The sequence below is a fragment of the Erwinia sp. MMLR14_017 genome, assembly GCF_033657285.1.
Lineage (GTDB): Bacteria > Pseudomonadota > Gammaproteobacteria > Enterobacterales > Enterobacteriaceae > Erwinia.
In genome coordinates, this window is record NZ_JAWVWP010000002.1 from 379,280 (window position 1) to 393,303 (window position 14,024).

The 14,024-nt window shown below is 56.2% G+C and carries 11 protein-coding genes; 5 read left to right on the plus strand and 6 right to left on the minus strand.

All coding sequences use genetic code 11. The features are described from left to right. Window positions 1-280: 280 nt before the first annotated feature. Together prlC and rsmJ are read left to right on the plus strand one after the other, a co-directional pair. Window positions 281-2,320 (plus strand): oligopeptidase A, encoded by a 2,040-nt coding sequence (prlC, locus tag SD961_RS04805; protein ID WP_318789250.1) that lies wholly within the window; start codon window positions 281-283, stop codon window positions 2,318-2,320. Between the two features lie 6 nt (window positions 2,321-2,326). Beyond that, window positions 2,327-3,118: a 16S rRNA (guanine(1516)-N(2))-methyltransferase RsmJ gene (gene rsmJ, locus SD961_RS04810; protein WP_318789251.1), complete on the plus strand. Its 792-nt coding sequence runs from the start codon at window positions 2,327-2,329 to the stop codon at window positions 3,116-3,118. 118 nt (window positions 3,119-3,236) lie between these two features. Here the strand turns inward: rsmJ and uspA are convergent, their stop codons facing one another. After that, window positions 3,237-3,674 carry a universal stress protein UspA gene (gene uspA, locus SD961_RS04815; protein WP_318789252.1) on the minus strand — a complete coding sequence of 146 codons (438 nt, stop codon included), beginning with the start codon at window positions 3,672-3,674 and terminating at the stop codon, window positions 3,237-3,239. A gap of 435 nt (window positions 3,675-4,109) precedes the next feature. Between uspA and uspB the strand changes: the two genes are divergently transcribed. Then, window positions 4,110-4,445, plus strand: a complete 336-nt coding sequence (gene uspB / locus SD961_RS04820; RefSeq protein ID WP_306209734.1) for a universal stress protein UspB — start codon at window positions 4,110-4,112, stop codon at window positions 4,443-4,445. Between the two features lie 67 nt (window positions 4,446-4,512). Here uspB and pitA read toward each other — a convergent pair whose 3' ends face one another. After that, the gene (pitA, locus tag SD961_RS04825) at window positions 4,513-6,015 is read right to left on the minus strand and encodes an inorganic phosphate transporter PitA (protein WP_318789253.1); all 1,503 of its coding nucleotides are present in this window, start codon (window positions 6,013-6,015) and stop codon (window positions 4,513-4,515) included. A gap of 238 nt (window positions 6,016-6,253) precedes the next feature. On the opposite strand from pitA, the gene SD961_RS04830 reads away from it, so the two are divergent. Next, the gene (locus SD961_RS04830) at window positions 6,254-7,438 is read left to right on the plus strand and encodes an NAD(P)/FAD-dependent oxidoreductase (RefSeq protein WP_318789254.1); all 1,185 of its coding nucleotides are present in this window, start codon (window positions 6,254-6,256) and stop codon (window positions 7,436-7,438) included. Window positions 7,439-7,520: 82 nt separating this feature from the next. Here SD961_RS04830 and SD961_RS04835 read toward each other — a convergent pair whose 3' ends face one another. From SD961_RS04835 to SD961_RS04850, 4 genes are all read right to left on the minus strand, one after another. Continuing rightward, window positions 7,521-8,321: an inositol monophosphatase gene (locus tag SD961_RS04835; protein ID WP_318789255.1), complete on the minus strand. Its 801-nt coding sequence runs from the start codon at window positions 8,319-8,321 to the stop codon at window positions 7,521-7,523. 23 nt (window positions 8,322-8,344) lie between these two features. Then, on the minus strand, window positions 8,345-9,406 hold the full coding sequence (locus tag SD961_RS04840) for an ABC transporter ATP-binding protein (RefSeq protein WP_318789256.1): 1,062 nt from the start codon (window positions 9,404-9,406) through the stop codon (window positions 8,345-8,347). After that, the gene (locus SD961_RS04845; protein WP_318789257.1) at window positions 9,403-11,637 is read right to left on the minus strand and encodes an iron ABC transporter permease; all 2,235 of its coding nucleotides are present in this window, start codon (window positions 11,635-11,637) and stop codon (window positions 9,403-9,405) included. The genes SD961_RS04840 and SD961_RS04845 overlap by 4 nt, the downstream gene beginning before the upstream one ends. A gap of 72 nt (window positions 11,638-11,709) precedes the next feature. Then, window positions 11,710-12,738 (minus strand): ABC transporter substrate-binding protein, encoded by a 1,029-nt coding sequence (locus SD961_RS04850; protein WP_318789258.1) that lies wholly within the window; start codon window positions 12,736-12,738, stop codon window positions 11,710-11,712. A 219-nt stretch (window positions 12,739-12,957) separates the two neighbouring features. On the opposite strand from SD961_RS04850, the gene SD961_RS04855 reads away from it, so the two are divergent. Continuing rightward, on the plus strand, window positions 12,958-13,989 hold the full coding sequence (locus SD961_RS04855) for a substrate-binding domain-containing protein (protein ID WP_412916652.1): 1,032 nt from the start codon (window positions 12,958-12,960) through the stop codon (window positions 13,987-13,989). Window positions 13,990-14,024: the final 35 nt, after the last annotated feature.

The following is a 14,024-nucleotide window of genomic DNA, read 5'->3' on the forward strand; positions in this document are numbered from 1 at the left end:
AAGCAGAAAAACCGGCAAAATTATGCGGTGGCGGGCCACAGCAGGCAACTGCGAACCGGTGAAATCAATCAGATAGTGGCGTGAGCCGTGACTGAGATCAATAACGCGTTAAGGAGGGCAATAACAAACGTCTGCCGCCGTGCGGCATGCGCCATTACCGACACCTTTCGTCACCTTTACCCGCCTGCCCACCATTGATTTTCACTACACTTAGCCTCATGTTAACTTTATCGCGCGCTAAACAGCGCCTCAGACAAGTCATCATAACAAGGACTGCGCAATGACCAATCCGTTACTTACTTCTTTTACGCTTCCGCCGTTTTCTGCGATCAAACCCGAACACGTGGTTCCCGCTGTGACTCAGGCGCTGGCCGATTGCCGTGCTGCGGTGGAAAAAGCGGTCGCTCAGGGCGCGCCCTATACCTGGGATAATCTGGTTCAGCCGCTGGCGGAAGTGGACGATCGCTTAGGTCGTCTTTTCTCCCCGGTCAGCCATCTGAATTCAGTGAAAAACAGCCCGGAACTGCGCGAAGCCTATGAGCAAACGCTGCCGCTGCTTTCAGAGTACAGCACCTGGGTGGGTCAGCACGAAGGCCTCTATCAGGCTTATCGCAACCTGAAAGAGACCAGCTACGCCGGATTGAGCGCGCCACAGAAAAAGGCCGTCGATAATGCCCTGCGTGACTTTGAACTCTCCGGTATTGGTTTAAGCAAAGAAAAACAGCAGCGCTATGGCGAAATTGCTGCACGCCTCTCTGAGCTGGGTTCGAAATACAGCAATAACGTGCTCGATGCCACCATGGGCTGGAGCAAGCTGATCGCTGATGAAAGCGAACTCTCCGGTATGCCGGAAAGCGCACTGGGTGCAGCGAAGGCGCAGGCGGAAGCCAAAGAGCAGGAGGGATGGCTGCTGACGCTGGATATCCCAAGCTATCTGCCGGTGATGACCTACTGCGACAATCAGGCGCTGCGCGAAGAGATGTACCGCGCCTACGCCACGCGAGCCTCCGATCAGGGGCCGAATGCGGGCAAATGGGATAACAGCGAAGTGATGGCGGAAGAGCTGGCGCTGCGCCACGAGCTGGCTCAGCTGCTGGGCTTCGACTCTTATGCGCATAAATCACTGGCTACGAAAATGGCCGAAAACCCTGCTCAGGTGACTGACTTCCTGACCGATCTGGCAAAACGCGCCCGGCCGCAGGCAGAGAAAGAGCTGGAGCAGCTGCGCACCTTTGCGAAAAAAGAGTACGGAATGGATGAGCTGAATCCGTGGGATTTAACCTGGTTAGGCGAAAAGCAGAAGCAGCACCTGTACGCTATCAGCGACGAGCAGCTTCGTCCTTACTTCCCGGAAGAGCGTGCCGTTAACGGCCTGTTCGAAGTGGTTAAGCGTATTTATGGCATCACTGCCAAAGAGCGCAAGGATGTGGACGTTTACCATCCCGACGTGCGTTTCTTCGACCTGTTTGATGAGAGCGGCGAGCTGCGCGGCAGCTTCTATCTCGATCTCTACGCGCGTGAAAACAAGCGTGGCGGGGCATGGATGGACGACTGCGTAGGCCAGATGCGCCTTGCCGACGGTTCCCTGCAAAAGCCGGTGGCTTACCTGACCTGCAACTTCAACCGGCCGCTGAAGGGCAAGCCTGCGCTGTTTACCCACGATGAAGTGACTACGCTGTTCCACGAGTTTGGCCATGGCCTGCACCATATGCTGACGCGTATCGAAACGCCGGGCGTAGCAGGCATCAGCGGGGTGCCGTGGGATGCGGTCGAATTGCCAAGCCAGTTTATGGAAAACTGGTGCTGGGAACCGGAAGCGCTGGCGTTTATCTCTGGCCATTATGAAACCGGCGAGCCGCTGCCGCAGGAGCTGCTGGACAAAATGCTGGCGGCAAAAAACTACCAGGCGGCGCTGTTTATCCTGCGTCAGCTGGAGTTTGGCCTGTTTGACTTCCGTCTGCATGCCGAGTTTGACCCGGCCAAAGGCGCGCAAATCCTTGAGATGCTGAAAGAGATCAAACAGCTGGTAGCCGTGGTGCCAGCTCCTTCCTGGGGCCGCTTCCCACACGCTTTCAGCCATATCTTTGCCGGTGGCTATGCTGCGGGTTACTACAGCTATCTGTGGGCAGACGTGCTGGCGGCTGACGCTTACTCGCGCTTTGAAGAGGAAGGTATTTTCAACCGCGAAACGGGTCAGTCCTTCCTGGATAACATCCTGACGCGCGGGGGTTCCGAAGAGCCGATGGAGCTGTTCAGGCGCTTCCGTGGCCGCGAGCCGCAGCTGGATGCCATGCTCAAACATTACGGTATTCAGGAATAGCGTGCAGTGAAGATCTGTTTAGTGGATGAATCGGGCGCCGGAGACGGCGCCTTATCTGTTTTAGCCGCCCGCTGGCAGCTGGAGCATGATGCCGACGCGCCGATGGCGCTGGTTATGACGGCCACACACCTTGAGCTGCGTAAGCTTGATGAGCCTAAACTTGGCGGAATTTTTGTGGATTTCGTGGAGGGAGCAATGGCCCACCGACGCCGTTTTGGCGGCGGTCGGGGCGAGGCGGTGGCAAAAGCGGTGGGCATTAAAAGCGGCTATCTGCCCTCAGTGATCGATGCCACGGCGGGTCTGGGGCGCGATGCCTTTGTGCTGGCTTCTGTAGGCTGCCGCGTGCAGATGCTGGAGCGTCATCCTGTGGTGGCAGCCCTGCTGGATGACGGTCTGCAGCGCGGCTACCAGAATGCGGAAATTGGCGGCTGGCTACGGCAACGTCTGACGCTGATTCACGCTTCAAGCCTTGACGCTCTGAGCGAAATCGCCGACAAGCCCGATGTGGTCTATCTCGACCCGATGTATCCTCACAAGCAGAAAAGCGCGCTGGTAAAGAAAGAGATGCGGGTATTTCAGACGCTGGTGGGGGCGGATAACGATGCGGATGGCCTGCTGGCCCCGGCGAGGCGGCTGGCGAAGAAAAGGGTGGTTGTAAAACGCCCGGATTATGCGCCTCCGCTGGCAGGCGTGGTTACGCAGGCCGCTGTGGTGACCAAAAGCCACCGCTTTGATATCTACCCACCGCTGCCCGGCGACTCCGTGGAGCCAACGTCAGCTCATCAGAGTGACGTTTAGCGCAAGCGTTACGGGGTGAAGCGAACGATCTTCCGCGCCGACAGAACAGCGCCAGCGAGAAGCGGTTTTACAGCACAACATCTGAAAAAAGGGCGGAGATTATTCCGCCCTTTTCTGTTTATTCGTCTTCTTCATCGCGCAGCGGCACGATCAGCATATCAATGTGCACGGTATTGATCAGCTGGCGAGCCGATGACATCAGCTTGCTCCAGAAGTCCTGATGGTGACCACACACCACCAAATCCACATCATATTTTTTGATCGCATCGACCAGCACCTGGCCCAGATCGCCGCTGCCGCTCAGGGTTTCAGAAATAGGGTAGCCTGCGCTATCAGAGAGGTCGGTCAGTGCGGTATGGGTCTCTTCAGAGATACGTTTTTGCATATCGCCTAAGTTGACGTCAATCAATCCGGTATAGAGATCGGAATAGTTCACATCAACGTGGATCAGTGACACTTTGGCATCGTAAGGGCGTGCCATGGACACCGCTTTGGCGACCAGCAGCTGGCTTTCCGGAGAAAGGTCGACTGCAATCAGAATGTGTTTGTAAGACATAACGATACTCCTTTCATTCGTTGCGGAGGGATATCCGCCGAAAAAATTCTCTTTTTGCATCATAACACATTGAAATCCGTTGCTAATGTTTAATGCACTGAGCCGCGCCTGATGGGGAGGAATGCATCGACGACGTTATTATTTTCACCTCTATTATAACCCCAATTGTTAACGGCAGAGCGGCCAGGCCGCGCCGTTTGCGAGCGGGATCATACTGAATTTTTCTCGATTTCTGACGGTCAGGTAAAACATCGCTGGAAAAAATTTAAGCAGATCTCCTACACTGATATTAACGACCTGTTATGCGCTAATAGCAGTCGCTTTTCTGTTACAACTAAAATCAGTCTGGTTTAATGAGGTGATTGGCTACTCATCGCAGGGCTTGTCTGGCGTACCCCGCTGCATAAGCTCTTTGATGGCTGTCGGGAGGGGATCATGATCAGCACCATCGCGCTTTTCTGGGCTCTTTGTGTGGTATGTGTGGTGAATATGGCGCGCTACTTTTCCTCTTTGCGTGCGTTATTAGTGGTGCTTCGTGGGTGCGATCCTTTGCTCTATCAATATGTGGATGGCGCGGGCTTCTTTACCTCACACGGTCAGCCTGGTAAACAGGTCCGGCTGGTGCGGTACATCTGGTCACAGCGCTATCGCGACCATCACGATGATGAGTTTATTCGTCGCTGCGAGCGGGTACGGGGGCAGTTTATCCTGACCAGCGCGTTGTGTGGGCTGGTGGTGATTAGTCTGGTTGGGCTGCTGATCTGGCACTGAGTCAGCAAACGGCAGAAACAAAAAAGGGCGGGGATATTCCCGCCCTTTTGCTGTGCCAGGAAGGCACTTAAACGATGAATTTCAACGCAATCCAGTAAAGCGAACCTGACAGCAGGATGGAGACAGGCAGCGTGAATATCCAGGCAAGCAGGATATTCTTGATGGTTTTGCTCTGTACGCCGCCGCCATCAACCAGCATGGTGCCGGCAACGGAAGAGGAGAGGACGTGAGTGGTTGAAACCGGCATTCCGGTATAACTCGCCACGCCGATAGAGACCGCCGCCGTTAACTGCGCGGACATCCCCTGAGCATAGGTCATGCCTTTCTTACCGATCTTCTCACCGATAGTGGTCGCCACACGACGCCAGCCCACCATAGTTCCCAGCGACAGCGCCAGGGCTACGGCTACGATAATCCAGACCGGAGCATATTCAATCGTGCCCAGCAGGTCGCCTTTCAGCTTGCTGAGGAAACGCTGATCGTCACTGGTGACGCCCGGCAGTTTCGACGCTTTTTCTGAAGTGTCAGAGATGCACATCAACAGACGACGAAGCTGCGCTCGCTGGTCCACTGTCAGCTTATCGTAGCTTTGCAGGTTGTTCAGCAGGCCCTGGGCTTGCTGAATAGCTGGCAGAGCGCGGGCAGCATCGCAGTGGAACTCTTTCGGGCCGCTTGGCACCTCTTCTGGCGTTGGCACCACAGGCGGCGCCATCTGCACGATGTGCGCCAGTGAATCAGCGTGCTGCTGATAGTACTGCTCCAGATGGTTTACCGCGTCACGGGTGCGGGTGATGTCGTAGCCGGTGGAGTTCATGTTGACCACGAACCCGGCTGGCGCCACGCCAATCAATACCAACATAATCAGGCCAATGCCTTTCTGACCATCATTGGCACCGTGCGAGTAGCTCACACCAATGGCGGAGACAATCAGGGCAATCCGGGTCCAGAACGGCGGCTTCTTTTTGCCGTCGATCTTTTCACGTTCCGCAGGCGTCATATGAATACGACGGCGCTTTTTGTTCCCGCTCCAGTAACGGCGCAGGATAAATACCAGGCCGCCAGCCAGCACCAGGCCAACAATGGGTGAAATCACCAGCGACATAAAGATGCCGATCATTTTGGGGATGTTTAATGCATCTACCACCGAGGTGCCGGTAATCAGTGCGTTGGTCAGGCCAATACCGATGATGGCCCCGATAAGGGTATGAGAGCTGGAGGCCGGCAGACCAAAGTACCAGGTGCCGAGGTTCCAGATAATTGCCGCAAGCAGCATAGAGAAGACCATGGCAAGGCCATGAGCTGAACCTACGTTAAGCAGCAGATCGGTGGGCAGCAGATGAACAATGGCATAGGCCACGCTCAGTCCGCCGAGCAGGACGCCAAAGAAGTTGAACACCCCGGCCATCACCACCGCCACTTGCGATCGCATTGCCCGGGTATAGATCACAGTAGCGACTGCGTTGGCCGTATCATGGAAGCCGTTAATGGCCTCGTAGAACAGCACAAAGAGCAGCGCGAGTACCAGTAACAAGCCAGTATGAAAATCGAGACCAGCGAACAGATGTAACATAAGCGTTAAGCCATTTTGGGGGACATGAACGCGGCGCATTATCAGCGAGAATACGCGGCTGGGGAAAGGAAAATATAGACTTTTTTTGACAATAGTGTGTCAGCCTGATGAAAATCGTCTCTGCTTTCACTTAAATATCATTCAGTTGCAAAATGTTTCAGCAATGACATTTTTGTTACTCTGGCATCACCCGCCCCTTGTCATTACAATCAGCGTTTTTTAAAGCCCGGAGCGAGTTGTGGAAAAGTTTGACGTTATCATCATTGGCGCTGGCGCGGCTGGCCTGTTCTGCGCGGCGCAGGCGGGGCAGCGGGGCAAGCGAGTGCTGCTGCTGGATAACGGCAAAAAAGCGGGTCGTAAAATAGTGATGTCCGGCGGCGGCCGCTGTAATTTTACCAACCTCTATACCGAACCGGCGGCTTATCTTTCGCACAATCCCCATTTCTGTAAATCGGCGCTGGCGCGTTATACCCAGTGGGACTTTATTGACCTGGTGAACCGCCACGGCATCGCCTGGCATGAAAAGACGCTGGGTCAGCTCTTCTGCGATGACTCTGCCCAGCAGATTGTTGACCTGCTGCTGAAAGAGTGCGAAGCGGGCAACGTCACCCTGCGGTTGCGCAGCGAAGTGCTGAGCGTGGCGCGCGATGAGGCGGGCTATACGCTGGAGCTGAACGGCAACACGGTGCAGGCGGAAAAACTGGTGGTGGCCTCTGGCGGACTCTCCATGCCGGCTCTGGGCGCTTCGCCTTTCGGTTATAAAATTGCAGAGCAGTTTGGCCTTAAGGTGTTTCCTACCCGCGCCGGGCTGGTGCCTTTCACGCTGCACAAGCCCCTGCTGGAGCAGTTGCAAACCCTCTCTGGCGTTGCCGTACCTTCAGCGATCGGTGCTGAAGATGGCACCCAATTTAAAGAAGCGTTGCTGTTTACCCATCGCGGGTTATCAGGTCCGGCAGTTCTGCAATTATCCAGCTACTGGCAGCCCGGCGAGTTTGTGACTATTAACCTTTCTCCGGAGCGCGAACTCGGCGGCTTTATTGATGGAGAGCGTGAAGCCCACCCGAATCAGAGCCTGAAAAACACGCTGGCAAAAATATTGCCGCGCCGTCTGGTGGAGTGCCTGCAGCTACTGGGCAGCGTACCGGAATGTACGCTGAAGCAGCTCAACCGGCGTCAGCAGGGCGAACTGGTTGACTCGCTGCACCAGTGGCGGGTACAGCCTAACGGCACCGAAGGCTACCGCACGGCGGAGGTGACGCTGGGCGGCGTAGATACCACCATGCTCTCCTCCAGGACTATGGAGGCGCGCAATGTGCCCGGCTTATATTTCATTGGTGAAGTGGTAGATGTGACTGGCTGGCTGGGTGGCTATAACTTCCAGTGGGCCTGGGCTTCTGCCTGGGCTTGCGCTCAGGCCTTGTAGTCAGAGAGTTTAAGCGCCCGGATTTATGGGGCTTTATAATAACGTTGCGCGCCTGAGCAGGCCTGCCTCAGGCGCGGTAAATTCACACGCCCATAATCTCTCTTAATTCTTGTTGCGCGCCCGGTGCCACCGCCAGCACTTTGGCGCCTTTAGTCAGCCGCTCTCCTTCTGTATCAAAAGGCAAATACCAGCCACCCGCCTCTTTCACCAGACAGTATCCGGCCAGACAATCCCACGCGTGCATATAAGGTTCAAAATAGCCTACAACCCGACCCGCAGCGACCCAGGCCAGCATTAACGCGCCGGAGCCGATACGGATAAAGTTCCCGCCTTTGGTCAGCAGCGCCGCCAGCAGCTCACCCACAGCCTGAGGTGAAACGTAACTGTTAGCCCCGAAGCCAACCACATGGTTTTGCAAGGTGCGCGCAGGGTCAACCTGCAACTTACGCCCGTTTAATGTGGCTCCTTTGCCTGACGCCGCAACGTAACATTCATCGTAGCAGGGAGCATAAATCACCCCGATAATCGGCTCGCCCTCAAAAAGCACCGCTATCGATACGCACCAGCTCGGCATGCCGTTGAGATACGGGCTGGTGCCGTCAATGGGGTCCACAACCCACGTATAGCCTGACGTGCCGGATTGCAGGCCCGACTCCTCCCCCAGAAAGCCATCTTCTGCCCAGGCCTGGCGAATACGCTGGTCAATCATCTGCTCAACTTCGCGGTCGGCCTGCGAAACCACATCCTGAGCATCTTTTTTGGTTTCCACAATCAGGCTGTCGCGCTGATTAAACCAGCTTAACGCCAGTTGGCCTGCGGCACGCGCCGTTTCTTCTGCCAGTGCAAGGCGCGCCAGTAGCGCGTGATCTTCTGTTCCGGTCATACTTTTCTCCAGAGTAGCGAGCGTTAAGAGGCGATTAATGCCAGTCCCTGCGGTTTGAAATCCACATTTACATGGGCAGCCAGCGGTAATATCAGCTCCATCTGGCTGTCAATAATAAACAGTGCGCCAAGCGACGTACTGACTTCATATTCGATATGGTCGCCCAGCCAAGTTGCATGCACGATTTGCCCTGCCAGCGCACCTTCGCCGCCTGAGTTGAGGGTAATATATTGTGGTCGTACGGAAAGCTGGGCTTTACCCGGTTTCGCGCCGCTGCTGCGTACCCGATAGCGCTGTTTGCCCACGCTTACCAGGGCGTACTCGCCGTCTGTTGTGTCAACGTCACAAGGCAGAATATTCGCCTCTCCCATAAAGTCGGCAATAAAGACCGAGTTTGGCGAGTGGTAGAGCGTATCTGGCGCGCCCTGCTGTGCAATCTGTCCCTCCTTCATCACGATAATTTTATCGGAGACCGCCAGCGCCTCTTCCTGATCATGGGTGACGTAGACGGCGGTAAAGCCCAGCCGTTGTTGCAGGTCGCGAATATCGGTGCGTACGCGACGGCGCAAACGCTCATCCAGGTTTGAAAGCGGTTCATCCAGCAACAATACCTGCGGTTCCAGCACCAGCGCACGCGCCACGGCTATACGCTGTTGCTGCCCGCCGGAAAGCTCTGACGGCAGCCGGTTCCCCTGTTGTTCCAGACCGACCAGCTTTAGTCCCTCTCTGGCGCGATCCTGCGCTTCCCGCTTACGCAGCCCGCCCGACTGTAGCCCGTACATGACATTTTCCAGGGCAGACATATGAGGGAACAGCGCATAAGACTGAAACACCATCGCCACGTCGCGCTCGTTGGCGGGGAGTTGAGTCACCTCTTTACCACCGATCAGGATGCGGCCTGATGTGGGATGCTCCAGCCCGGCCAGCAAGCGCAGAGTGGTGGTTTTACCGCAGCCCGAAGGGCCGAGAAGGGTCACCAGCGTGCCCGCCTCCACGGTTAATGAAAGATCGGGTATAGCGTTAAAACCGGCGAAGCGTTTGGACACCTGCTCAAACACCACTGTTCCTGCTGTAACGATGCTCATATGGCGTTCTCCTGAATGAACGGTTTCCGGGAAAGAGGGGCAACGGTGGCGGGGATAAGGGCGGTGGTACGACGTAAGCGCCGCTCGCCGACCAGCAGCTGGAAGAGGGCGATGATCGCCAGCATCACTACAATCAAAACGGATGAGTAAGCAATCGCTACGCCGTACTCGCCGTTTTCAACCAGCCCGACAATGTAAGAGGTGGCCATGTTGTACTGGGCGCTAACCAGAAAGATCACGGCGCTGATAGAGGTTATGGCACGAACAAAGGCATAGACCAGCGCAGCGCTGATGGCGGGTTTCAGCAATGGCAGAATGACGCGGGTCAGCGTGCGGAAGCTGTTTGCACCCAGCGTCAGCGAGGCTTCATCCAGGCTTTTATCCAGCTGGCTCATCGCCGCAATCCCCCCACGAACGCCCACCGGCATGTTGCGGAAAACAAAACAGGCGACAAGGATCAGCGCCGTGCCGGTGATCTCCAGCGGCGGCAGGTTATAAGCCATCACGTAGCTGACGCCAATGACCGTGCCGGGGATAGCAAAACTCAGCATCAGCATGAATTCAAAGGTCTGACGGCCGGCAAACTTTTGCCTGACGATAAGCCACGCGGTGAGTAAGCCAACCACGGCAGTGAGCGGGGCGGCAATCAGCGCAATTTCCAGCGTGGTCCAGAAGGAGTTCCACGCCACGCCGCTCCAGAGCAGGTGACCATCCTGTAGGGTAACGCGGAAGGCGCGGATATAGTGATCCAGCGTCAGGCTGTTATCCAGCCCCCATGACTGCACAAATCCGCCTACCATGATCATGCCGTAGACCACCAGCGTAAACAGGCCCCAGGGGATAACCATCCCGTAAATGCCAGCCCGCAGGGGTTTTGGCAGCGTAGTGTGACGGCCGCCATCACCTTTGCCGGTCACGGTGGCAAAACTTTTACCCGAGAGCCAGAGTCGCTGGATAATAAAGGCGCATAGCGTAAAGCCCAGCAGGATCATCGCCAGGACCGCCGCGCGGCTGGGATCGTTTTGCGCGCCCACAACGGAGAAGAAAATTTCCGTAGAGAGGACGCCGTGGCTACCGCCCAGCACCATAGGGTTGCCGAAATCAGCCATGCTTTCGATAAAACTGATTAAAAAGGCGTTGGCCAGGCCCGGCGCCATCAGCGGCAGTGAAACGCGGGAAAAAGTACGCCAGCGGTTGGCTCGCAGAGTTTGTGAAGCCTCCTCCAGCGACGGGCTTACCCCTTCTACCACGCCGATCAGCACCATAAAGGCCACCGGCGTGAAGGAGAGAACCTGAGCGATCCAGATGCCGGTCATACCATACAGCCAGCGGCCCGGTTCGATGCCAAACAGCGCTGCCAGCTGTGCAGTCACCACGCCCGAGCGCCCGAACAGCAGAATCAAAGCCAGCCCAATCACAAAAGGCGGGGTGATAATGGGAAGAATGGTCAGCAGACGCAGCGCTTTTTTGTAGGGCAGAGCGGTGCGCGTAGCGGCCAGGGCAAACGCCAGACCAAGCAGCGTGGAGCCTGTCGCCGTCATCAGCGCCAGCGCCAGCGTACGCCAGGCTGTGCCGCAGTTACCGCCCACAAAACAGGCAAGGCTCCAGATTGACGGATCGCGCATATTGTTAATCAGGCCATCCGGCCTGAAGCTGCCGTCAACATCCTGAACAGAGACGATAAACAGACTTATCACCGGGTAGAGCACAAAGGTGGTGACCAGGGCGACCAGTAAAACTATTGCGGCAACCACAAAGGCATCACCGCGCAACGCGCCACGCTCTGCCAGCGCAAAGGCGAACAGCAGCAGAAAAACGGTAAGCATCAGCAGCGCACCTGCCCCCATCGCGGGCTGGCCTTGCGTCAGCGTTCCGAACAGACCTTCCAGCCACTGCCAGTTCCAGCCGCTATAGCCGATGGCGTGACCTTCCAGCACCATAAACAGCACGCCGGTGCCGCTAATAACAAGCAGCAACCCGCTGCGCCTGCCGCTGCGTTGCATAAGTCCGCAGAGTGCCGCCAGAGCCAGCAGAGCAACAATGACGCCCAGCCAGGGATGGGAATAGAGTAATATCTGCCAGAGAGCAGGCGCTGAGGCTTCATCACGCCACAGCGTGAGGAGCCAGCTAAAATCAAAGAAGCCGTTTTCAAGGCTGTACCACGGCAGTAGCGTGAGTGCCACGGCCCCCAGAGCCAGCGCGATGACTAATCGCCGGTTATTTGCATTCATCTATCACCTCGACCTGGTTCAGGCAGGCGGACATCAGGCGCAGGCCACCGCAGTTACGTTAAATGGGCAGAATTACTCCGCGCTGGAGCCAATCTCTTTATCCCAACGGCCAAGCAGCGCTTTGCGTTTGGCGGAATCCCCGTAGGTTTTAAAGTCATAATCGATAAGTTTGATCTTCTCGAAGCGCGGCGCGTACTCTGAGATTTCCGCTTTGGTGTTAGAGGGAAGCTGGAAAGATTTGGCTTCTTTCATATGTGACTGCGCTTCTGCTGAGAGCGCCCAGTCATACCAGACTTTGGCGCTGGGCAGATTACGTGCGCCTTTCACAATCGACATTGAGCCAATCTCATAGCCGGTACCTTCACAGGGTGCGACGGTTTTTATGGGAAAACCCTCAACTTCCATCGCTACCGCATCATGCATAAACACGATGCCGACGGTGGTCTCGCCACGCGCTGCCGCTTTCACCGGCGCAGAGCCGGATTTGGTATATTGCGAAATATTGGCGTTCAGCTTTTTCAGATAAGCAAAGGCCTGATCTTCCCCCATGATCTGCACCAGCGTAGCCAGGGTGTTGTAGGCGGTACCGGAGGAGTTTGGATTGGCGATCTGGATTTCACCCTTCAATCCCGGATCAAGCAGATCCTTCCAGCATGCCGGAGCTTTAAGCTTTTTTTCTGCCAGCAGTTTGCTGTTATATCCCCAACCCAGCGCTCCTGCGTAAATACCAACCGTGCGGTAACCGGAGATTTCAGCCTGCTTTTGCGCCCAATCATGCTGCTGAGTGAGCAACGGTGATTTGTAGACCTGGGTTAATCCCTCTTCGGCCGCCTGCATGTGGGGATCGCCCGTTCCCGCCCACCAGATATCGGTACGAGGATTGCGCGCCTCACTGCGAAGGCGGGCATAGGCTTCTCCTGCGGAGAGTCGCACCATGCTGACTTTTATATCAGCATGCGTCTGGCTGAAAACGCGGGTCATCTGCTCACAGACCACCACGTCTGCCGAACAGATCATATTGAGATTGCCTGCCGCGCTGGCCGCAAACGGCGAGAGCGAGCAGCAGAGCGTGAGGACAGGGGTCAGCAAGGTATAACGCATGGTGTTCTCCTTGGGGTTGAGGTGATGCTTCACTGGCATCTTTTTTTGCACAGCTGTGCAGATTAGTAAGGGACAAAAAATAGCCTGTCAATCCAGCTCTGCTGCAATTGGCGGTTGTCGTCACAAAAATGCAACATTACCAGGTGATTTTATTTTGCACAGCTGTGCAGTTCAGGGCACACTGGGGTCGTTGATGACAAATTGGTGGGAATAAGCCTGATGCAGGAGAAAACAGTGGTCAGTGCCCAGGATGTTGCTCTGCGGGCTGGCGTATCACGTTCTGCGGTATCCCGCGTATTCACGCCGGGTGCCAGCGTCTCTGAACCCATGCGCGCCCGCGTACTGAAAGCGGCAGAAGAGCTGGGCTATCACGTAAATCATCTGGCCCGCAGCCTGGTAAGAAACCGCAGCGGCATCGTCTGTTTGATTGTTTCAGAGGTGGCCACACCCTATCGCGCCACGTTGGTCAGCTGGCTGACTCAGCTACTGCAGGAGGCGGGAAAAGTGGCGATGATTATCAATACCGATCGCTCTGACAGCCGCGTTTCGGCGGCTCTGCAGCAGGCGATTAATTTTCGTGCCGATGCGTCGATTATTCTCTCCGGCATGCCCGATCGTACTATCACCCGTCTCTGTTACCAGCATGGGCAACATCTGGTACTGATCAACCGCGACGAGACGCTGCCTGGGTCGCTAAGCATCAACCTTGACTCTACGCAGGCTGCCGAAACCGCGTTAATGGCTTTCCAGCGGGCGGGGTGTCGCCATCTTGCTTTCGCCAATTCACTGGCAGGGACGCCCAGCCTGATGAAACGAGAGGCCGATTTTCTGGCCGCCGCCGCCCGTGCTGAAATCGCGGTCACAGTGGAACGCTTTGGCAGTACCTCTTATGAGAGCGGTCAGATCCTTGCGCATCGCCTGCTGACGCGGCAGCAGCGTCCCGATGCAATCTACTGCGTCACCGACCTGGTAGCCTGTGGGGTGATGGATGAAGCGCGGCATCGCTTTGGCCTGCGCATCCCGGAAGATCTTTGCGTGGTAGGCTATGACAATATTCCGCAAAGCGGCTGGTCATCCTATAACCTGACGACCTTTACCCAGCCCATCGAACAGTTTGCACGCGAGGCTGTTCGCTGGCTGATTGAGCAGGATAACCACTCTGATGAACTGCGACCGCGCACCGGACAGCTTAACCACAGCCTGATCTATGAGGCAAATGTGGTGTGGCGCGGCTCGGTGCGCAGTGGCTGATAAAAGCGTCTTGCAGGCAAATGGCTGCAAGACGA

Bases quoted from the DNA above. Each gene is read 5' to 3' on its own strand.
- SD961_RS04845 (WP_318789257.1), bottom strand. From the start codon at position 11,637: ATGAATGCAAATAACCGGCGATTAGTCATCGCGCTGGCTCTGGGGGCC.
- SD961_RS04855 (WP_412916652.1), top strand. From the start codon at position 12,958: ATGCAGGAGAAAACAGTGGTCAGTGCCCAGGATGTTGCTCTGCGGGCT.
- pitA (WP_318789253.1), bottom strand. From the start codon at position 6,015: ATGTTACATCTGTTCGCTGGTCTCGATTTTCATACTGGCTTGTTACTG.
- uspB (WP_306209734.1), top strand. From the start codon at position 4,110: ATGATCAGCACCATCGCGCTTTTCTGGGCTCTTTGTGTGGTATGTGTG.
- prlC (WP_318789250.1), top strand. From the start codon at position 281: ATGACCAATCCGTTACTTACTTCTTTTACGCTTCCGCCGTTTTCTGCG.
- SD961_RS04835 (WP_318789255.1), bottom strand. From the start codon at position 8,321: ATGACCGGAACAGAAGATCACGCGCTACTGGCGCGCCTTGCACTGGCA.
- SD961_RS04840 (WP_318789256.1), bottom strand. From the start codon at position 9,406: ATGAGCATCGTTACAGCAGGAACAGTGGTGTTTGAGCAGGTGTCCAAA.
- uspA (WP_318789252.1), bottom strand. From the start codon at position 3,674: ATGTCTTACAAACACATTCTGATTGCAGTCGACCTTTCTCCGGAAAGC.
- SD961_RS04850 (WP_318789258.1), bottom strand. From the start codon at position 12,738: ATGCGTTATACCTTGCTGACCCCTGTCCTCACGCTCTGCTGCTCGCTC.